This is a genomic window from Mailhella sp., assembly GCF_057866825.1.
Genome location: NZ_DBMAHT010000002.1, coordinates 33,336 through 53,812 on the forward strand (window position 1 = coordinate 33,336; position 20,477 = coordinate 53,812).

Here is a 20,477-nt window from a genome sequence, read left to right on the forward strand (position 1 = left end):
GAGACATGGGGTGACAGGATCGCCGCTCCGCATGGCGCGGGAACGGCCCGTTCCGCAGTCCCGCCGGACTGCGGCGCGGAAAAGCGCCCATTGGCTTTCCGCAAATGTGTTGCGCCGGCCGCTTTCCGGCTCGCCCCGATTGCAGAAGCGGAGCAGAACGCGCTTTTCGGCCGGGGCTAGCGATGCACCACGCTGCGCGGACGCGTGCCGTCGGCCTGACTGAGCAGACCGTCCTTTTCCATCTGCTCCACGAAGCGGGCCGCGCGGTTGAAGCCTATGCGGAAACGCCGCTGCAGCAGGGAAATGGACACCTTGCCGTTGTCCAGCACGAACTGCACGGCTTCGGCGTAAATGGGATCGTCCACGATTTCGTTGCTCCGGGAGGCGGGCTGTCCGAAATCTTCGGCGTCGTCGGCGTCGTCGTTGCCGAATTCCGCAAAATCGACCTTGTAGTTCGGCGGCTGCTGCTTTTTCCAGAATTCCACCACGGCCGACACTTCATCGTCGCTCACGAAGGCGCCGTGCAGACGCTGAATCATGCCGCCGTTGGGCTTGAACAGCATGTCGCCCATGCCGAGCAGCTTTTCCGCGCCCGCGCCGTCGATGATGGTGCGCGAATCCTGACCGCTCGTCACCTTGAAGGCGATGCGGCAGGGGAAGTTCGCCTTGATGATGCCCGTCACCACGTCCACGCTGGGGCGCTGCGTGGCGATGATGAGGTGAATGCCCGCGGCTCGGGCGAGCTGCGCAAGACGCACGATGCTGCCTTCCACTTCCTTGCGCTTCACCATCATGAGGTCGGCGAGCTCATCGACGATGATGACGAGGAACGGCATGTTGGAAAGATCTTCCGGCTCGCCGGTTTCCGCGTCCACGGGCATGGGGCCTCCGGCCTCCACCTCGGCGCGCAGACGGGCCTGACGGTCGTTGTAGCCCGTGATGTTGCGCACCTTGACCTTGGAGAACAGCGAAAGGCGGCGGTTCATCTCCTCAATGGCCCAGAGCAGCGCGTTCTTGGTGAGATCCATGTCCGTCACCACGGGATGCACGAGATGGGGCAGGTCCGCGTACATGGAAAGTTCCACGCGCTTGGGGTCCACCAGAATCATCTGCACTTCGTCGGGACGGGCGCGGTAGAGCAGGCTGAGAATGATGGCGTTCAGGCACACGCTCTTGCCCGCGCCGGTGGCGCCGGCCACCAGAAGATGCGGCATTTTGGCCAGATCCGCGGACACGGGACGCCCGCCGGTATCCTTGCCGAGCGCCACGGTGAGCAGCGATTTGGCCTGACGGAAATTTTCGTTTTCCACAATTTCCCGGAAATGCACGGTGCAGCGCTTTTCGTTGGGCACTTCCACGCCCACGGTGTCGGTGCCGGGCACGGGAGCCTGCATGCGCACGGACACGGCCTTGAGCGACATGGCCAGATCGTTGGCCAGATTGGTGATGCGCGTGGCCTTGACGCCCGGAGCCGGACGCACCTCGAAGAGCGTGACCACGGGGCCGGGCGTGATGCGCGCCAGCGTGGCGTTCACGTTGAAGTTCTTGAGGCATGTGATGAGCGCGTTGCCCTGTCTGGCCAGGGTGAGCTCATCGGGTCTGCTGGCAAGATCCTCTTCCGGCAGCGGCGAAAGCAGTTCCAGAGGCGGCAGCTGAAGCTCCCTGCGCTTCGGCAGCACGGGCGCAGGCGCAGCGGGAGCGGCGGCTTCGGCTTCGAGCTCTTTCTGCGCAGCGAGCGCTCCGGCCACGGCGCTGTCCACGGAGGCGTAGGCGGCGTCCTTGTGCGGCGCGGCAGGCGTTTCCGCCGCGCGGAAAAACTGGGGGGAAGCCTGCCCGGGCACCTGCGTCTGCGACACGGGCTGCTTTTCGGGCGACGGCGCAGCCGTCACCACCGCGGGCAGATCGTCGGTGTTCACGGCCGAAGCCGAGGCGGAAAGCGCGGCCAGGGCCGAAGGCGGCAGGTCTTCCTCCGGCACGTCGGGTTCGATGAAGGGCGCGGGAGAAACGGTCTGCACGGGCACGGCGGCAGGAGCCGGAGCCTGCGCGGGCTCAAAAGAAGGCGCGGCGGGCGCGGACGCCGTCACCGAGGGGGCAGGAGCGGAAAACACAGGCGCAGCCGCCGCGGGAGCGGCAGGCGCAACCGACGGAGCTTCGGAAGCCGGCGGAGTCGACTCGACGCTCGATGCTGCAAAAGCCGCCGGAGACACGACAACAGGTTCGGCAGCCGGAGAAGCAGGCGCAGAACCGACTGCTGCGGAGGAAATCGGAGAAACCGGCACAGCGCTCACTGCCGCGGAGGGCGTGGGGGAAACCGGCGCAGAACCGGTCGCAACGGAGGGCGTCGCCGCAACGGAAGAGACCGGCGTTTCGACGGGCTCCTCCAGCTCAAAAATAAATTCGCTCTCTTCCTGCGCCGGAGCCTTTTCCGCCGCAGGCGCAGGAACCGGTTCCGGCACGAACACGGTGGCCACGGCAGGTTCGGATGCACCCGTCCTGCCGCCGGCAGTCTCCGGACGTTCCACAAGGCGCAGAAGATCACTCAAATCCTCTTCCCGAATGCCGGAATCCACAGGCTCCGGCTCCGTGCCCGGAAGCTCGGGAGCCTTCGGCAGATCCGTTTTTATTTCAAGCACGGGCGCAGGCGTTTCCGCAACGTCCTTCTTCCTGCCGAACACGATGTCGAGCACAGGGCGGGGACGCTTTGCCACGTCCGGAATCCTGCGCCATCCGGCGACAAGCCCGGGCAGGCGCTTCAACGCCTCGGGCAGATGCGGCACGGGCAGATCGTAGGTCGTGCCGAAGGACGGAATTTTCCGCATCACCCAGGAGGCGAACGAAGCAATGAGCGTCAGCCACGAAATGCTGAACGACAGTTCCATGGCAATGAGGAACACGAAGAACCACAGCAGAAACGAGCCGACGGGACTGAAAAAAATAAGGGAAAAGGCGGAAAGCCACTGTCCGGCAAGGCCGCCGCCGTGAATGCCGTGCACGCTTATGTCGAATACGGAAGAGGCCACCAGCATGCAGGAAAAAAGCAGGAGATAGCCCACCCAGCGGTACCACTTGAGCACCAGCCAGCGGGACACCAGCCCCGCGCCCACGGCCAGAAAGAACACGACCCACAAGAAGGAGCCCAGACCGAAGCAGTCCACCAGAAAGCCCGACAGATACGCGCCGAACAGTCCGGCCGCGTTCTGCACGGAAGAAGCGTTCATGCTCACGGCCTGATTGAAGGTGGGATCGCCGACATGATAGCTCCAGAGACTGAGCAGCATAAGCAGACCGCAGAAAAGAAAAAGCAGTCCGAGCAGTTCGCGTACCAGTCTGTGTCCGTACATTGGCATCCCCTTCAAACTTCAAGTGAACCCTTCCGGGACGGGCCCGGAATCCGTTTTTCTCCCGAAAAACGAAAGCGCTGCCGGAAGGGCGCGCAACACGTCCTGCCGACAGCGCAAAAGAAAAGAACGCGAATTAGTCGCGGCCGAGATATTCGCGGGTGCGGGTATCGACCTTGACGCGGTCGCCTTCGTTCACGAAAATCGGCACCTGAATGGTCACGCCGGTTTCCAGGGTGGCGGGCTTGGTCACGTTGGAAACGGTGTCGCCCTTCACGCCGGGTTCGGTCTTGACCACGGTCATCACGAGGCTCACGGGCACTTCAATGTCGATGGGCTGTCCGTTGTAGAGCAGCACGCGGCACTGCTGGGATTCCAGCAGCCAGTCGGCCTTGCCGTCGGTGTCGGACACGGGCAGGGAAATCTGTTCGTAGGTGGTCATGTCCATGAAGATGAGGTCGTCGCCTTCGCGGTACAGGTACTGCATGTCGCGCTGTTCCATGTCGGGCTTGCCCACCTTTTCGCCGGAGCGGAAGGTATTGTCCACCACGCGGCCGTTCAGGATGTTGCGCAGCTTGGTGCGCACCATGGCGCCGCCCTTGCCGGGCTTGAAGTGCTGGAATTCAACGATTTCGTAAGGAGTGCCATCGATCTCGATCTTCAGGCCGCGACGAAAGTCAGTAGTGGAATACATGATGCCTCCAGGCAAGAATATGATATTTTTTCGTAAAAAATCCGAAACGGGCCGACGCGGACCCTTCCGGCCTCCGAAAACGGAGGAAATATTCCCCGCGCTGCGGGGGACGCCCTGCGGAATATTTGCCTTTTCCGCCGGAGCAGGCTAATCTCGGCTTTTTCCGAAAAGCAAGATATATTGTCCGATAGAGGCTCACTTTGTCAACTCGGGAGGAGCGCCATGACCGACCCGTCCGCCGAAAAAAAGACCTGTTCCGAACCCGCGCTGGAACTTCTGGCCACCCTGTACACCCTTGAACAGCTGGAAGACGCCTCGCATCACATGCCGCAGATTGCGCTGGCCGGCCGCTCCAACGTGGGCAAGTCCTCGCTCATCAACGCTCTCGCCCGCAGGAAAAAACTGGCCAAGGTCAGTTCCGAACCGGGCAAGACCCGTTCGGTCAACCTTTTTCTGGTCAAGCCCGACGGCTTCTGCCTCACCGATCTGCCCGGCTACGGCTACGCCCGCCGCGGCCACGAGGAGCGCCGCAACTGGGCGGCCCTCATTCAAAAGTATCTGGAAGAAACCAGAACGCTGCGCGCGCTCGCCCTGCTCATCGACTGCCGCATTCCCACGCAGCAGTCCGACCGGCTGATGGCCGATTTCGCCAAAGCCCGGAAGCTTCCCGTCATCGCCGTGCTCACCAAGGCCGACAAGTGCTCCCTCAAGGAACGCTCCGCCCAGCAGAAGACCTGGGAAGCCATTCTCGGCGGACAGAAACCCGTGGTGGTTTCCGCAGTCACGAGGCTCGGCATCGACGAGCTGTGGGCAAGGCTGCGCGAAGCCGGAGCCCCCGATCCTCTTCCCTCCGCCGATGATATCGACGGTCCCTCCGCAGACTGATTCACGCCATGCTCGACATCTCCATTCTCAACGAGGCCCAGAAACAGGCCGTCACCGCGCCCGAAGGGCCCATGCTGGTCATTGCCGGCGCAGGCTCCGGCAAAACCCGCACCATCGTGTACCGTCTGGCGTGGCTGGCCGAACACGGCTTCGATCCGCATTCCATGCTGCTGCTCACCTTCACGCGCAAGGCCTCGCAGGAAATGCTGCACCGCGCCGCCAATCTGCTCGACCATCAGCTTCTCGGCGTGCAGGGCGGCACGTTCCACAGCTTCGCCTTTTCCGTGCTGCGGCGCTGGAGCCCGGACTGGACGGGCGGCTCCCTCACGGTCATGGACACTTCCGACAGCGTCGCCGCCATTCAGGCCTGCAAGGAAGCGCTGAAAATCGGCAAGGGCGACCGCAGCTTTCCGCGCACGCAGGCCGTGCTCGGACTTCTGAGCAAGGCGCGCAACAAGGAAATGGAACTCGACGAGGTGCTCCGCCGCGAGGCGCAGCATCTGCTGCCGCACGCCTCGGATCTTGCGGAACTCGGCGAAGCCTACCGCAAATACAAGCGCGAACACGCCCTCCTCGACTACGACGATCTGCTCTTCGAGCTGGAACAGCTCTTCCTCGACAAGCCCGACGTGCTGGAAACGCAGAAGCAGCGCTTCCGCCAGATCATGGTGGACGAATATCAAGACACCAACAAGGTGCAGGCCAGGCTCGTGCGCATGATGGCCGGAGAGAACGGCAACATCATGGCCGTGGGCGACGACGCGCAGTCCATCTACGCCTTCCGCGGCGCCACCGTTCACAACATTCTCGATTTTCCCAAGCTCTTTCACAACACGCGCATCATCCGGCTGGAAGAGAACTACCGCTCCGTGCAGCCCGTGCTCGACATTGCCAACAGTCTGCTCGCCAACACCACCGAAGGGTACCGCAAGCATCTTTTCTCCCGCCGTCCCGTGCCCGCCGAGCCCGCGGTCACGCTGTACCGGCCCCTCAGCGACAAGACGCAGGCCGTGCTTGCGGCAAGGCGCATCGAAGAGCTGCTCGACACGGTGCCCGCCCGGGAAATCGCCGTGCTGTTCCGCTCCGGCTACCAGTCCTACAACATGGAAATCGAGCTCAACAAGCGCGGCATAGGCTTCCGCAAGTACGGCGGCCTGCGCTACGCCGAAGCCGCGCACGTGAAGGACGTCATGGCCTTCGCCCGTCTGGTGAGCAATCCTCTCGATCTGCCCTCCTTCGACCGCATCGCCGCGCTCTCCCGCGGCATCGGCCCGAAAACCTCGCGCAAGCTCTTCGCCCTGGCTTCCGGCAGCGACGAGGCCGCGCTCAAGAAAGCCTGCACACGCTGGCCGGACTTTCTGGAAAACATGGCGCTCATTGCCGACCTGCGCGTGAGAAATCCCCGCCCCGAAGAAGTCATCGACACCATTCTCGAACACTACCGCCCGAAAATGGAGGAACTTTTTCCCGACGACTGGCCCCGCCGCCTGCAGGGTCTGGAAGAAATGTCCGGCATCGCCTCGTCCTACGAAGATCTCCAGCTCTTCATTGCCGATCTTTCTCTGGACAGCCCCGAAGAAGCCCCGGAAGAAGACGACGGCGAGAGAAAGATCACCCTTTCCACCGTGCATTCCGCCAAGGGGCTGGAATGGTCGGCCGTGCTCGTCATCGACCTTGTGGAAGACCGCTTTCCCTCCCGCCACGCGCTGGTGCGTCCCGAAGACTTCGAGGAAGAGCGGCGGCTCATGTACGTGGCCTGCACGCGCGCCAAGGACACGCTCGATCTTTTCGTGCCACTCAGCCTCTACAACCGCAGCTCCGGCAGTCAGGAACCCGCCTCGCCGAGTCCCTTCATCCGTGAACTTCCTACGGACACGCTGAACGAAATTTATGAAAACTACGGCGGCGCGCTGACGAAACGCCGCATCCGGGAACAGCCCGCCCCGGCCTTTTCCGGCTTCGGCGCGCCGAAGCGCCGCTCCTGGCACTGGGACGAAGACGGCGAGGAAACGGACGATTCCTTCCGCGGGAAGCGCCGGAAGGATGACGACGACTGGCCGCCCCGCGACAGGGACTTCGCCCCCTCGCCCCGCTCCCGCGAAGACGCGGACGACGCCTATCTGGCCGCCGTGCGCGAAGCCGTGAAGAACGGCCGCACGCTGGAGGAAAGCCCGGACGCCAAACCCGTCAGGAAAAAACTCGGCTTCTGCCGCCACCGCCTGTTCGGACGCGGCAAAATCGTGGAGGAAATTCCGCCGGACAAGTACCGGGTGAACTTTCCCGGCCTCGGCCTGAAAATCATTCTCGCCGATTACCTCACCCTGGAGTAAGCCATGCGCATGGCCAGCGAAGACGACATTCTCGGTCTCATCGACCGCTTTTTCCCCGAAGATCATCCGGCGCTTCTGCTCGGCCGCGGCGACGACTGCGCCGTTCTCCGCCCGGGCGGCCCGCTTGCCCTGACCACCGACGTGTTCGCCGAAGACGCGCACTTCCGCCGTCGCTACTTCACGCCCTTCGACATCGGCTTCAAGTCCGTGGCCGTCAACGTGAGCGACGTGGGCGCAAGCGGCGCAAGGCCGGTGGGCATTTCCATGGGGCTCACCCTCACGGGACGCGAAGACGAAGCCTGGCTTGCCGACTTCTGCCGGGGCGTGAAGGCCGTGTGCGACGATTTTTCCCTGGCTCTTTCCGGCGGCGATCTGGCCCGCTCCTCGCTGGTCAACGTGTGCGTCACGGCCTGGGGCGAACTTCCCGAATCTCTGCCGCAGGGGCTTCGCCGCGGCGTGGCTGAAGAAGGCGATGTGGTGTTTCTCGTGGGCTCCGTGGGCCTGGCAAGGCTCGGACTCTCGCTGCTTGAGCGCGCCTCCTCGCCAGAAGAGGCGGAAGAGACGAAGAGCGACTGGCCCGAAGCCTGCGAAAAGCATCTGCGTCCGAAGCCACTGGCCCGGGAAGGCGAAGCCGTCGCCAGATTCGCTCTGCGCCGCCACGCCGGAAACCGCATCGGACTCATGGACGTTTCCGACGGACTCGCGCGCGATCTGCCCCGCCTTCTGGCAAGCCGCCGCTCCGGGCTCGGCGCGGACATCGAGCTTGCGGAAGACATTCTACCGGAAGAGCTTCGGCGCTTTGCCTCGGACACGGGCGTCAGCGCCCCGGAATTCGCCTTTGAAGGCGGCGAGGACTACGCCCTTGCAGGCACCTGCCCCGAAGCGCTGTGGCCGGAACTTGAGCGCGAACTGAACGCGCCCGCGCTCGCGCTCGGACGGGTGCGCCGAGGCGGCATCACGCTCAACGGCCGCGCCCCCGCTTCTGCGGGATTCGACCATTTTGCCGCATGAAGAAGTGCTGTTTCTTCATACTGGCTTCACACTGACCGCCTACCATGACGCCGTCAGAAACATCACTCATGCAGCCGGACGCACCGGCCCCACAACAAGCGAGGATCACATGGAAAGAACCATGAGCGCCACCAAGCACATCGCTCTCATCGCCCACGACAACATGAAGGAGAGCCTCATCGAATGGTGCGCGGAACACAGCCAGATTCTGGCCCGTCACTTTCTCTGCGGCACCGGCACCACGGCGCACCTCATCAATGAAAAAACGGGCCTGCCCGTCACGCCCTACCTCAGCGGCCCGCTCGGCGGCGATCAGCAGATAGGCGCGCAGGTGGCCGAAGGCCACATCGACATCATCATCTTCTTCTCCGATCCGCTCACCGCCCAGCCTCACGACCCCGACGTCAAGGCCCTGCTGCGCATCGCCCAGGTGTACGACATTCCCATTGCCAACAACCGCGCCACGGCGAACTTCATCATCACCTCGCCGCTCTTCAGCCAGAGCTACACCTACACGCCCCACATTCATTTTCCGCTGAGGAACAAGTAACCCGCCATTTTTCCTGTGACGGACGCGGCCTGAACGCAGAATCTGCACTTTCTCGCGCTCCTGCCGCAGAAAAGGCCCTGTTTCCGCAAAAAGAAACAGGGCCTTTCCGCACTCAAAAAATCATGGAAGCGCCAAAGCGTCAGCGAAGGTTCCCGCGCTTTTCCAGCTCTTCCAGAAGGCGGGCCAGCGCCTTGCCCCGGTGGCTGCGCGCCATCTTTTCCTCGCGGGAAAGTTCCGCGCCCGTGCGGCCGCTTGCCGGATCGAGAAAAAGCGGATCGTAGCCGAAGCCGTTGCTTCCCGAAGGCGCGTCCGCAATGCTTCCTTCCCACGCGCCGCTCACCACGATGTCTTCCGGTCTGTTCTTCCACGAAGAAGGATACGTCATGGCCATGCAGCAGCGGAAACGCGCGGTGCGCTTTTCCGCGCTCACGCCTTCCAGCTCGGCAAGGAGCTTGCGGTTGTTGCGCTCGTCCGTGCTTTCGCCTTCCCGCTCCGGCCAGTCCAGGCTGTACCTTGCGGAATACACCCCGGGCGCGCCGCCGAGCGCGTCCACCTCTATGCCGGAATCGTCGGCCACCGCGGGCACGCCGAGCGCTTCGGCCACGGCCCGGGCCTTGATGAGGGCGTTTTCTTCAAACGTGGTTCCCGTTTCCGGAATTTCGGGAAAATCGTCGGGCAGGCTTTTCACGTCGAATCCGAAACGGGCCAGGGGGTCGCGCAGTTCCCTCACCTTGCCCTGATTGCGGGTGGCGAGAATGAGCGTCTCAAGCAGCGTCATGGGGGTCTCCTTGCCGAAAGGCTGTTTTCATGGCAGAAAGGGATATCTCAGGCCAGTCCTGTTGACAAGTCCAGGCCTGCTCGAAGGTAGAGTAATGCTCCGTATCTATTCCCAAAGTCTTGGCTGCCCCAAAACCCGCGTGGACACCGAACGTCTGCTGGGCTCGCTGGGCCCCGTTCTCACCGTGGACGAGCCTGAACAGGCCGACCTCGTGTTCATCAACACCTGCGCCTTCATCGCGCCGGCCGTGCAGGAATCCGTGCAGACCGTCCTTCAGATGATCGAAGATCTCAGCGAGCTGCCGAAAAACAAAAAGCCGTTCCTGGCCGTGGCGGGCTGCCTGCCCGGGCGCTACGGCATCGCCGATCTCAAGTCCGAGCTGCCGGAAGTCGATCTCTGGCTCCACACCGACGACATCGACACCTGGGCCGATCAGATCATGCGTGCGCTTCATCTGGAACACGCCTCCGCCGGACGCCTGCTCAGCACCGGCCCTTCCTACGCCTGGCTGAAAATCGGCGAGGGCTGCCGTCACAACTGTTCGTTCTGCGCCATTCCGTCCATCCGCGGCAAGTACGCTTCCGAACCGGTCGACAAGCTGGTGACGGAAGCTTCCGCCCTCGTGAACGACGGCGTGAAGGAACTCATTGTCGTGGCGCAGGACGTGACCGCCTACGGCACGGACTTCGGCAGGGATCCGCGCGTTCTTCTGGAAAAGCTCCTTGCGCTCGACGGACTGGAACGCCTGCGCCTGCTCTATCTGTATCCGGGCGGACTCACCCGCGACCTGCTGCGCTTTCTCAAGGAGGCGGGCAAGCCGTTCGTGCCGTATTTCGACATGCCTCTGCAGCATGCCCACCCGGACATTCTCAGCCGCATGGGCCGCCCCTTCTCCGGCAATCCGCAGGAGGCGGTGGACCGCATACGCGAATTTTTCCCCGAAGCCGCCCTGCGCACGACCATGATGGTGGGCTTTCCGGGAGAAACCGACGAACATTTCCGCACGCTCATGGATTTTGTGGAAAAGAACCGCTTTCACCATATGGGCGTGTTCGCCTTTCAGCCTGAAGAAGGCACGGCCGCGGCAGCCATGCCCGATCAGATCGACGACTCCGTCAAGGAAGCCAGAAAGGACGAACTCATGGAACTGCAACGCGGCATCAGCGAGGAAATTCTCGCCGGTTACGCCGGACAGCGCATGGAAGTGCTGGTCGATGAAAGTTCCGAAGAATGGCCCGGTCTTCACACCGGCCGCACCTGGTTCCAGACCCCCGACGTGGACGGTCTGACCTACGTGAGCGGCCCGGGCGTGGAAAACGGCGCCATGGTGGAAGCCGACATCGTAGAGACCAGGGAGTACGACCTCGTGGCCCTGGCCTGAACTGAGGAACCGCATGCGTAAAACACTGCTCTTTTTTTTCTGCTCGCTTCTTCTCATTTCCTGCGTCGCCACTTCGGGCACTCCGGGAGACATCAGCGGCGCATGGGTGGATGACGAAGGGCGGATCTATTTTCTGGACGAAGACGGCGCGCTCGGTCTGCCCGATCAGACCGCCATTTCCGGCGTGAGCTGGAATCTGGAAAACGGCGTGCTCTCGCTCGCCACCATGGACAGCCCCGGCGACAAGGTGCGCACGCAGAAGCTCGTGCTTGCCAAGTCCGGCTCGGGAAGACTGGAATTCACCGACGCCGACGGCGCCGCCGTGGTATGGAAAAAAAGCCGGGCCAAGGTAGGCAGGCTGGAAGGCACGCTGTTCTACCGCGAACGCATGGCCCTGCCGCCGGAAGTCGTGGTCAGCGTGCAGCTCTATCCGCTGCACTCCCCCATTCCCGTGGCCGCGTCCACCATGCCCTCGTCCGGCAGCGGAAGCATTCCCTTCCGCGTGTACTATCTTGAACAGACCATGCCGAACGAGGCGCGTCTTGCCGCCGCCGTCATGCACAGCGGCGAAACGCTCTTCGCCACGCAGACCGACGAAGTCGTTTCCATTCCCGGCAGGCCGAACGTACTTGTCTATCGCACCATGCCCGGCGAGCATCAGCTTCCCGGGCTCAAGACGCCCGCAAGCTATCAGGGGTCGCTGAAAAGCGGCGGGAAAAACATTTCCGTCCATCTGTACCTTGAAGACGACGGCCTGGCCCTGCTCACTCAGGACGGCGACCGCAATCAGTACATGGGCACCTGGATGGAAAAAGACAGAAACCGCACCATCGAAATCACGCGCGGCGCGCTCAAGCCCGTGACCGCCACGCGCGAAGCCGGCGGCAATCTGCTGCTCCACGGCCTGTCCGCGCAGCCCGTGGAACTCAAGAAGGCCGATATTCCCTGGCCTTCCAAGGGCTTTCTCATCGAAGGAGAACTCAGAAAGCAGAACGGCAAGCCCGTGTTTTCCGAATGCAATTCCCAGCGGGACATTCCCATTCAGCCTTCGGGCCGGGGCTACGATCAGCTCAGCCACATTCTGCAGTCCAACGGCAATTCCTCCGTGGTGCTGGAAGGCCGCATTCAGGACGGTCACCTGGAAGCTTCCAACGTCTTTCTCGTGCAGAAGGGCGGCGTCTGCTCCACGGAAAACTACGCCTCCGCGCCGCTCGAGCAGACCTACTGGCGTCTGCACGAGCTCAACGGCGCGCCCGTGGAACTCTTTCCCGAGCAGCCGGAACCCCATCTCATTCTGCGCGACAACGGTCAGGCTTCCGGCTCCGACGGCTGCAACAACTTCTTCATGAACTGGAAGCGAAAGGGTGAAGCCATCAGCTTTTCCGACGGCGGCTCCACCCTGCGCATGTGCCCGCAGGGCGAGGAACAGGCCAGAAACATGCACGCCATGTTCTCCAAAGCCGACGAATGGAACATCAACGGCTCCATGCTGGAACTGCGCTCCAAAAAGAGCATCGTCGCGGTGTTTGAAGCCGTGGACATGTAACGCTCTAAAACTACATAAAAAAGCCGGAGAACAGCATCATCGCTTCTCCGGCTTTTTCGTATATTTCAGCAAGGACGCTTACAGAATTATTCACTCCATCCGAAAGCGGTCCGAGCTCGTTTCCGCTCCGCTCAAATCCGTTCGAGGCGGGGACGCATCACAGAGCGGAAACGTTATCTTTCGCCGACACGGTTTACAGGATTGGCTGGCACGCGACCTTCAAGCACATCCACAATGTTCCTTGCCGCCGTCATTTCAATGGCTGCTCTCACCTTGTCCACGGCAGAGCCGAGATGAGGCGTAAAAAGAGTATTCAGCGCCGGAGAAAGCAACGGAGGATAAATGCTTTCGGGACGCCCTTCGAGAGCCCAGTCCTCGAATGAGAAAACATCGGCGGCATACCCCGCAAGATGTCCCCGCTCCAGAGCTTCCGCCACGGCGGGCTCATCCACGCATGATCCTCGCCCGGTATTCACCAGAAACGCGCCCTTTTTCATGAGCGCTATGCGTCCGGCATTCAGCAGACTCCGGGTCTGAACAGTCAGCGGCGTCAGCACAAGAACAACGTCCGACCGCTCCAGAAGCTCGTGCAGTGCACAGCCCTCCACCCCGAACGCGCGGGCAGCAGCCAGCGCCTTTTCCGAGACGTCAAAGCCGAGCAGCCTGGCATTCCATACCTGAAGTCTCCGGGCCACGGCCTGTCCCAGACGCCCCAGACCTATGATGCCCACCACGGAACCCGATACGCCCGTACCGAACAGCACGGGACGCCAGCCCTGAAACTCACTGCGGACACGCCTGTCACCGGCCTTCACGTTCCGGCTCAGTCCGAGCATAAGTGCAATGGTCAGTTCCGCGGTAGGTTCGGTAAGAAGGTCGGGGACGTACGTCAGCCAAACTCCATGACGGGTGGCGGCTTCCACGTCATAATTGTCATAGCCCTTCAAAGCCGCCCCTATGACCTTCAAACGGGCAGCCCCGGCAAGAAGTTTTTCATCCACCTTGTCGGGCATGAAGGTCATGGCCGCATCGACATCGGCCGCGCGCCGGCAGAACTCTTCATGCGAAAGGCTCTCGTCGCTCCGGTTCAGGTCAAGCTCGCAGTACCTTCCAAGATACTCCTCAACCTCGGCATGAATGCGACACGTGACCAGACAACGGGGTTTTCCGTTCATGAAACCTTTCTCCGTATTCTTGAACCGAGGCCATCCACCAGCGTCACCATGACGAGAATGACCAGAAGAATGGCCGAAACTTCCCGGTACTGCATGATGCGCAGCGAAGCCATAAGCTCGAAGCCTATGCCTCCGGCGCCCACCATGCCCATGACGGTGGATGCCCGGAAATTGTATTCCCACCTGTACACAAGCGTATCCACAAGCTGCGGCATGACCTGCGGCAGAATGCCGTAAAGAACGGTCTGCGCCCTTGTTGCGCCGACGGCCCGAATGGCTTCCACAGGCTTGGGATCACAGTGTTCAATGGCCTCCGCAAAAAACTTGCCCACCATGCCGACGGAATGCAGCCCCAGCGCCAGCGCGCCGGGAAGCGCGCCGAACCCCACCGCCGCGACGAAAACGATGCCCATGATAAGCTCGGGTACCGAACGGAGAATATTGAGAATCCCCCTTGCCAGACGATATACGGCCCTGTTCGGAGCCACATTTCCGGCGGCCAGAAGCCCCACGGGCAAAGAAAGAACCAGCGCTATGAACGTACCGGCAACACTCATGCACAGCGTATCGACCACCGGCTTTCCCCACTTGCGCATATTGGAAAAATCAGGAGGAAACATTTCTCCCAGCAGCTGGCAGAGCGCAGGCCCACCCTCCACCATGCGCTGCAGATCAAGCAGGCCGGTATGCCACGAACAGACAAGAACCATCAGCCCCAGCGCGACGAGCTTCAGGCAGGATCTGCGATAGCCGCCGCTTACGGTGCGCCGGACGTCTTCCAGAGTTGCCGCCATGTTACATCTGCGCCAGATTGAGATTGAGAATCGTGGCCAGCTCGCGCACGGGATTATAGGCGGCATCGTCGATGGCCGTGAAGCCGTCCGCCTTGAAAGGCTTGAGAACCGCAGGATCCTTCATATCGAGAAAAGCCTGTCTGACGGCCTTCTTGAGCTCGGGATTCAGACCTGCGCGCATGGTCCAGGGATATTCGGGAAATTCCTGCGACGTGGCGATGATTCTCACCTTGTCCGCCTTCAGCAGTCCCTTTTCCATCATGGTCTGGAAAATGGGCTCCGACATGCCGCCGGCCTGTGCGTTGCCGTTCTGCACGTTCATGGCCACGGCGTCGTGGCTGCCCACGAAATGTTCCTTGTAATCCTCGCCGCTTTTGAGCCCCTCATTCAGAAGCATGGATTTGGGAATGAGGTGAGAAGACGTGGAGGCGACATCGCCAAACGCCATGTCGTGCCCCTTGATGTCCGCCACCTTTTCAATACCGCTGGCCGCATTGGCGATGACGACCGAACGATATGTGGCCTTGCCCTTCTTCTGCATGGCGGCAAAGGGTTCTATATCGCACTTCGACTTGGCCATGACATAGGAAAGCGGTCCGAAGTAGGCGAGGTCCAGACGATCGTGCCGCATGGCCTCAATCATGGAGGAGTAGTCGGTGGTCACCACGAGCTCCACCTTTCTGCCCAGCTTTTCCTGAAGATAGTTCTTCAGATTCTCATTATTCTTTATCACCACGCTGGGGCTTTCATCGGGCAGAAGCGCCACGCGAAGCGTCTGAGGGTTTCCGTCTCCGGCCGCAAAGGCAGCGGTCTGCATAGTGAACACGCCCAGAAGCGCCAGAACGATGTTGCGGATCTTCATAAAAATTCCTCTCTGAAAATGAAAATACATACTCAGGACTCCGCTCTCCGATCCGATACGAAGAACGGTACGACCCGTATCCGGTAACTATGCGGCCAGGGCCGGCTTCAGCGAAGGCTCGGCGACAGGAGGCAGAACGGATGTTTCCGCGGAAGACGTTGCGTAGAGTCTGTTCAGCACCCCGTCGTCCAGTTCGGCGGCACTGCCGTCGAACACCACGCATCCGCCGTTCAGGGCAATGATTCTGTCGGCGAAACGTCGTGCCAGCTCCACCTGATGCAGACTCACGACCGAACAGATGCCCCTTTCCCGGCAGATTCCGTGGAGGAGCTCTATGACTTCGTAGGCCCGCTGAGGATCCAGGCTGGCGACCGGTTCATCGGCAAGCATGATTTCCGGCTGCTGCATGAGCGCCCTGGCGATGCCGACGCGCTGCTGCTGCCCGCCGGAAAGATTGCCCGCAGCCGTCAGTGCAAAGCCTTCCATTCCCACACGGGCAAGACAGGCATACGCATTCTCCAGATCCTCGGAAGACGCCGGAAGCAGACCATGAAACAGAGAATGAAAACCGATGCGGCCGTTGAGCGTGTTTCTCAGGGCCGTCTGCCTCAAAATGAGCTGATGCTGCTGAAAGATGAATCCGGTTTTCCGGTGCAGCTCACGCAGTTTTCCGGCAGAATCGACAACGCCTATTCCGCGAACGCTGATGCTGCCTTCCGATACCGGACTGAGCAGCGCCAGACTGCGCAGCAGCGTGGACTTGCCCGCACCGGAAGGCCCGAGAAGAACGGTGAAGGTGCCGGGATCCAGATGTATCGTCGTGGGCGCAAGCGCCGTCGTCCGACCGTACCTTTTGGCAATATTCAAGGCCTGAAGCATACAACCTCCTGAATTATCAGGATGATAAATATGCCTGAAATATTGCTCCAATGTTTCCCGGAATTAAAATTTTCATTATCAAAGAAGCGGCTTTTTTACAGCCGCAGCAACAAAAAGCCCGTTCTGAAAGTCGGAACGGGCCCTGATTCAGCAAGAGAGGAGACGCGTCTCTCTACAGCGAGCAGAGATACGGATCGTCCTGCATGAGGTAGTTGCGCACGTAGTCATCCACGCCTTCTTCCAGCGAATGGAACTTCACCGGGCAGTGCTCGCGTTCGAGCCAGCCCATGTCCGCTTCGGTGAAATACTGGTACTTGCCCTTGAGGTGTTCGGGCATGTCGAAGTATTCAATGTCCACCGGGCGATCCATGGCGGCAAACACGGCCTTCGCCAGATCGTTCCAGCTGCGGGCGTGGCCCGTGCCCACGTTGAAGATGCCGTTGCAGGAAGGCGTTTCCATGAACCAGCGCATGAGGGCCGCGCAGTCCTTGGAATACACGAAGTCGCGCACGGACTCGCCGTCGCCGTACTGCGGATTGTCCGAACGGAACAGACGGATCTTTCCGGTTTCCTTCACCTGCGGCACCGCGCGGCACACCATGCTCATCATGCTGCCCTTGTGGTATTCGTCGGGACCGTACACGTTGAAGAACTTGAGGTTCACCACTTCGCCGAGCAGCTTGTGCTCCATGCACCACAAGTCGAACAGCTTCTTGGAATAGCCGTACATGTTCAGCGGACGCAGCTTCGGCATGATGTCGAGCGAATCGGAAAAGCCGAGTTCGCCGTCGCCGTAGGTGGCGGCGCTGCTCGCGGTGATGAAGCGCGCTCCCGCCTCAAGGGCGGCGAGGCACAGTTCCACCGTGTAGTGGAAGTTGTTCTCCATGAGAAAATCGGCATTGCGCTCGGTGGTGGAGGAGCACGCGCCCATGTGGATCACGCAGTCCACGCCTTCGAGCTTCTTCCCGGAACGCAGCTGTTCCAGGAATCTGTCGCGATGCATGTAGTTGCTGTAGCGCAGGTGGGAGAGGTTCTTCCACTTTTCCGTGGAAGCAAGGTTGTCCACCACGAGAATGTCGTCCACGCCGTGGCGGTTCAGTTCCCATATCATGTTTGCGCCGATGAGGCCGGCGCCGCCGGTGACGATGATCATTCGTGCCCCTTCAAGGTTGCCTTCGTGGTCTGCACGAGGGTAATGCTGCCGTCGGCATTGCGTCTGGCGTCTATGCCGAACATGATGACGGTGTGCAGAAGCGGACGCCCGAACAGAAAGTCCAGCATTTCCTTCCGCACCTTGCCCTTTTCCATCATGAGATCGCGGAACGCTCTGTCGTATTCCACCACTTCCACGAGCGCGCGACGGGCCGCCTCCTGCTTTTCCAGATGGGAGGCCAGCTCGATGAGCGCCGCATAGTTGCAGCGGGCCTCATGCGCTTCCACGGAATCCATGAGCCACTGCGGCGCGTGAAGCAGTTCCAGAATGGACTTGCGGTCCAGCCTGTCCTCGCCCTGCATGGACAAAAGCGCCGTCGGATCTTCGCAGAACAGGGCCCGGCATTCCGCGGGATTTCTGTCGTGAATGAAGCAGCGGTTGTCCTCCATGAGGAAGCGGCAGGTCCAGACGTCGGGACGGGAGCCGTAGGGAGCGGCAATCTTGACTATTTCCTCGGGCAGAGGAACCACATGATCGTTGGAATTGTCCCGCACGAGTTCGCCTGCGCGAAACGTGCAGAGATCCTGAAGCTGAAGCACGCCGTCCGTCAGAAGCGGGGCGTCTTCCTTGTGAAGCGCCGGTCCGCCCTTGCGGCAGCAGGTTCCGCACTGGCGGCACTGATGTTGTTCGCTCATGATATCCTCACTGGAGCGTTTCCGTGGTGAATGCGGCAAGGAGCGCCGCGGGAATGTCTTCCCCTTCCGAAAGCAAAACGCCTTTCGGCCCCTGCGCTCCCTGCCCGGACTATCTCGCTAGTCCCTTGTACAGCCTGAGCCGGTTGATGCGCACCCGGCGGTACTGCATGTGCGTTTCCAGCATGTTTTTCTGCTGGTGAAGTTCGTGAATTTCCTGCGGGAACACAATGCCGTTGGCTATGTCCTCGGCGGCCATGAGCTCCCGGATTTTTCTGTCGCACTCCTTCTGCACCGCGCCGATGACGGCCATCTGCGCCTCAAGCTCAGAAATCGTCTCCGGAAGCGGTTTCTGGAGGAAGCTCTCCATAGACTCCATGGGCGATGACTCTTCTGCGCGAGGGTTTGGCATCTTCAGGCTCCTGCTCGACTTTGCGTTTCAGTTCAGGATGAGGAAGGGTGTTGTACATGTTCCAGAAGGCCGGGAAAAGACCGGTCATCACGCCGGGATTGGACAGGTGCAGATTGGGCTTCAGGAACGCCCCCAGAGCATAGGCCATGGCCCACTGCGCGGAAGGAGCCACCCACGAGCCGGGCACGGTTTCTTCCACCGGAACGAGAACGCCGTCCTTCTCCTCCACGCCGCAGCGGGAGAGGAAGGCCGTGACGAGGTGACGATTCTCTTCGGAAAGCTCGGGCAGGGAGACCTTCGCGCCTTCGTGCGCCGCGGCCGCCATGATGACGACGCAAAGCGGCAGAAGTTCGGGGCAGCGTTCCAAAACGTCGCGCATCACCTCGGGCGCGGGAGCGGAGGTTTCGCGCTCCTTGCCGGAGCACTCCACCCTGTTCGCGCCGTACTTCACGTTGAGGCCCGCGCCGCGCAGAATCTTTTCCACAAGCGAAGCGGACTCGCTGTTGCCCCACACGCCTTCGAGCACGGCGCGACCGCCGTTGAAGCCGGGGAACATGAGCACCACGGAAGCCACGGAAGCGTCCATGGGCACCACGGGCTCGGCGGGAACGGAAAGCTCGCCGCGCTCCACAAGAATGTCGCGGCCGTTCTTTTCCACCTTCATGCCGCAGCCGGAAAGCACGTCCAGCACCAGCGGCAGCAGACGGGGTTCATGTTCGGGAAGCGTCAGGCGGCAGCTCGTGTCCCAGAACGCGGAGGCCAGCACGAGCGCGGCCACGAAGTCTTCGGGCAGATCGTCGGCCAGACGGATCTGACGGGGAATGAGGCCGGAGCACTCCATGCGCACGGGCAGACCGTCCTGCGAGGGAATGACGTTGGTCAGACGCACGCCGAGCTGCGGCAGGAAGTGGCGCAGCGGCGCAAGATCGAGAAAACGCAGGGAGCTGTCGCCGGTGAGCTTGAGACGCGCGGGCATGCCCAGGCAAAGCGCCACGACAAGCCAGAGGTTGAAGGCGTCGTCGCCGATGTGGACCACCTTGTCCATGTTGCGGGCAAGACCGTTGCCGCCGCGGCTCTGCACGTCGCCGTTCTCTTCCCACCAGAGCTGACCGCCTATCTGATTGAGAGCCTTCACGCCGCTCACCACGGCGTCGGTCAGCGGCACGCGGGAAACGCGGGTCACCTGTCCGGCGGCGGCGGCCACGGCCAGCCAGCAGCGGGCGGCCACGGTGTCGGAAGGCGCGGGAATCTGAATGTCCACGGCTTCGCCGTTGGGAGCGAGATTGTAGAAGCCCTGTTCCTCTTCCATGCGGGTCAGGGGCTCGATGGTCTGGAGCAGCACGAAAAGATCGCGGGAAAGACGGTTGTCGCGGGCAAGACGCGCGGCCTTGCTTTCCCACGCGGTGCGCAGGGTCTTTTCCGTCTCGGGAGCGAGGCGTCCGCCGCGGCGCAGGCGGGCGAGCATCTGGGCTCGGCGCATCACAAGATGCAGAATGTCGTTGTCCAGATCCATGAGCGCACCGAGTTCACGGCCGCGGGACACGCCGCGGTCCGAACGCATGCGGTAGCCGTCCTTCTTGAAGTCTCTGCGCCCTTCGCGGCGCTCGTCGTCGCCGCGTTCAAATCGACGCGGGCGGAAATTTTCCGAATGTTCCTGACGCCGGCCTTCGCCGCGTTCGCCGTCATTTTTTCTGAAGGAACGCCTGGCGAAATCCTTTCTATCCTCGCCCCTATTATCCATGTCAAACCTGCTTTGCTCTGTGCGTGGCGCGTCGGCAGGCGCGCACGTCGTTTCAAAAGGGGCAGAAAGCGAAGCCGACGCCCCGGATGTTCACCCCGTAAACCGACTTTTCCTACGCGAAAAGTCATGGTGAACAGGCATGATACCCCTATTGCCGCGCCCCGGCAAGTCTTTTGGGACGCCCCCCGCGGCGCGCTTCACGCCGGAGCAACAAAGGACTATACTGCGGCCGCCCGCCCCGGACGGCCCGCGCAGG

Annotated in this window: 17 protein-coding genes; 6 read left to right on the forward strand and 11 right to left on the reverse strand. The window is 61.7% G+C overall.

Annotation, left to right across the window (positions count from 1 at the left end; all coding sequences use genetic code 11):
• Positions 1 to 176: 176 nt before the first annotated feature.
• Both ACZM96_RS00785 and efp read right to left on the reverse strand, forming a co-directional pair.
• Positions 177 to 3,341, reverse strand: coding sequence for a DNA translocase FtsK (locus tag ACZM96_RS00785; protein WP_489486714.1), 3,165 nt, complete (start codon positions 3,339 to 3,341; stop codon positions 177 to 179).
• A 133-nt stretch (positions 3,342 to 3,474) separates the two neighbouring features.
• On the reverse strand, positions 3,475 to 4,032 hold the full coding sequence (efp, locus tag ACZM96_RS00790; protein WP_294484450.1) for an elongation factor P: 558 nt from the start codon (positions 4,030 to 4,032) through the stop codon (positions 3,475 to 3,477).
• Between the two features lie 222 nt (positions 4,033 to 4,254).
• On the opposite strand from efp, the gene yihA reads away from it, so the two are divergent.
• From yihA to ACZM96_RS00810, 4 genes are read left to right on the forward strand one after another with little or no spacing between them, the layout of a single operon-like run.
• On the forward strand, positions 4,255 to 4,917 hold the full coding sequence (yihA, locus tag ACZM96_RS00795) for a ribosome biogenesis GTP-binding protein YihA/YsxC (RefSeq protein ID WP_489486716.1): 663 nt from the start codon (positions 4,255 to 4,257) through the stop codon (positions 4,915 to 4,917).
• An 8-nt stretch (positions 4,918 to 4,925) separates the two neighbouring features.
• Positions 4,926 to 7,247: an ATP-dependent helicase gene (locus ACZM96_RS00800; RefSeq protein WP_489486717.1), complete on the forward strand. Its 2,322-nt coding sequence runs from the start codon at positions 4,926 to 4,928 to the stop codon at positions 7,245 to 7,247.
• A gap of 3 nt (positions 7,248 to 7,250) precedes the next feature.
• Positions 7,251 to 8,258 (forward strand): thiamine-phosphate kinase, encoded by a 1,008-nt coding sequence (gene thiL, locus ACZM96_RS00805; protein WP_489486718.1) that lies wholly within the window; start codon positions 7,251 to 7,253, stop codon positions 8,256 to 8,258.
• Positions 8,248 to 8,808 carry a methylglyoxal synthase gene (locus ACZM96_RS00810; RefSeq protein ID WP_489486719.1) on the forward strand — a complete coding sequence of 187 codons (561 nt, stop codon included), beginning with the start codon at positions 8,248 to 8,250 and terminating at the stop codon, positions 8,806 to 8,808. The genes thiL and ACZM96_RS00810 overlap by 11 nt, the downstream gene beginning before the upstream one ends.
• Positions 8,809 to 8,947: 139 nt before the next feature.
• Here the strand turns inward: ACZM96_RS00810 and rdgB are convergent, their stop codons facing one another.
• Entirely contained in the window at positions 8,948 to 9,586 is a 639-nt protein-coding gene (gene rdgB, locus ACZM96_RS00815; RefSeq protein ID WP_489486720.1) for an RdgB/HAM1 family non-canonical purine NTP pyrophosphatase, read from the reverse strand.
• A gap of 94 nt (positions 9,587 to 9,680) precedes the next feature.
• On the opposite strand from rdgB, the gene rimO reads away from it, so the two are divergent.
• Complete coding sequence (rimO, locus tag ACZM96_RS00820; RefSeq protein WP_489486722.1) at positions 9,681 to 10,967, forward strand: 30S ribosomal protein S12 methylthiotransferase RimO; 1,287 nt, start codon at positions 9,681 to 9,683, stop codon at positions 10,965 to 10,967.
• A 13-nt stretch (positions 10,968 to 10,980) separates the two neighbouring features.
• A complete protein-coding gene (locus tag ACZM96_RS00825; protein ID WP_489486723.1) occupies positions 10,981 to 12,513 on the forward strand; it encodes an META domain-containing protein in 1,533 nt (510 codons plus the stop codon).
• Between the two features lie 173 nt (positions 12,514 to 12,686).
• On the opposite strand, the gene ACZM96_RS00830 is transcribed toward ACZM96_RS00825, so the two are convergent.
• The 8 genes from ACZM96_RS00830 to ACZM96_RS00865 all read right to left on the reverse strand — a co-directional run bounded on the left by ACZM96_RS00830 (position 12,687) and on the right by ACZM96_RS00865 (position 20,221).
• Positions 12,687 to 13,688 carry an NAD(P)-dependent oxidoreductase gene (locus tag ACZM96_RS00830; RefSeq protein WP_418764127.1) on the reverse strand — a complete coding sequence of 334 codons (1,002 nt, stop codon included), beginning with the start codon at positions 13,686 to 13,688 and terminating at the stop codon, positions 12,687 to 12,689.
• Complete coding sequence (gene phnE / locus ACZM96_RS00835) at positions 13,685 to 14,482, reverse strand: phosphonate ABC transporter, permease protein PhnE (RefSeq protein ID WP_346665588.1); 798 nt, start codon at positions 14,480 to 14,482, stop codon at positions 13,685 to 13,687. Before phnE ends, ACZM96_RS00830 begins: the two co-directional genes overlap by 4 nt.
• Position 14,483: 1 nt before the next feature.
• Complete coding sequence (gene phnD / locus ACZM96_RS00840) at positions 14,484 to 15,344, reverse strand: phosphate/phosphite/phosphonate ABC transporter substrate-binding protein (protein WP_346665589.1); 861 nt, start codon at positions 15,342 to 15,344, stop codon at positions 14,484 to 14,486.
• An 87-nt stretch (positions 15,345 to 15,431) separates the two neighbouring features.
• Positions 15,432 to 16,223, reverse strand: coding sequence for a phosphonate ABC transporter ATP-binding protein (locus ACZM96_RS00845; RefSeq protein ID WP_346665590.1), 792 nt, complete (start codon positions 16,221 to 16,223; stop codon positions 15,432 to 15,434).
• A 172-nt stretch (positions 16,224 to 16,395) separates the two neighbouring features.
• On the reverse strand, positions 16,396 to 17,376 hold the full coding sequence (gene rfaD / locus ACZM96_RS00850; protein ID WP_489486724.1) for an ADP-glyceromanno-heptose 6-epimerase: 981 nt from the start codon (positions 17,374 to 17,376) through the stop codon (positions 16,396 to 16,398).
• Positions 17,373 to 18,071 carry a YkgJ family cysteine cluster protein gene (locus ACZM96_RS00855; protein WP_489486725.1) on the reverse strand — a complete coding sequence of 233 codons (699 nt, stop codon included), beginning with the start codon at positions 18,069 to 18,071 and terminating at the stop codon, positions 17,373 to 17,375. Before ACZM96_RS00855 ends, rfaD begins: the two co-directional genes overlap by 4 nt.
• 109 nt (positions 18,072 to 18,180) lie before the next feature.
• Complete coding sequence (locus ACZM96_RS00860) at positions 18,181 to 18,438, reverse strand: hypothetical protein (RefSeq protein ID WP_489486726.1); 258 nt, start codon at positions 18,436 to 18,438, stop codon at positions 18,181 to 18,183.
• Positions 18,395 to 20,221, reverse strand: a complete 1,827-nt coding sequence (locus ACZM96_RS00865) for a 3-phosphoshikimate 1-carboxyvinyltransferase (RefSeq protein WP_489486727.1) — start codon at positions 20,219 to 20,221, stop codon at positions 18,395 to 18,397. Before ACZM96_RS00865 ends, ACZM96_RS00860 begins: the two co-directional genes overlap by 44 nt.
• Positions 20,222 to 20,477 lie beyond the last annotated feature (256 nt).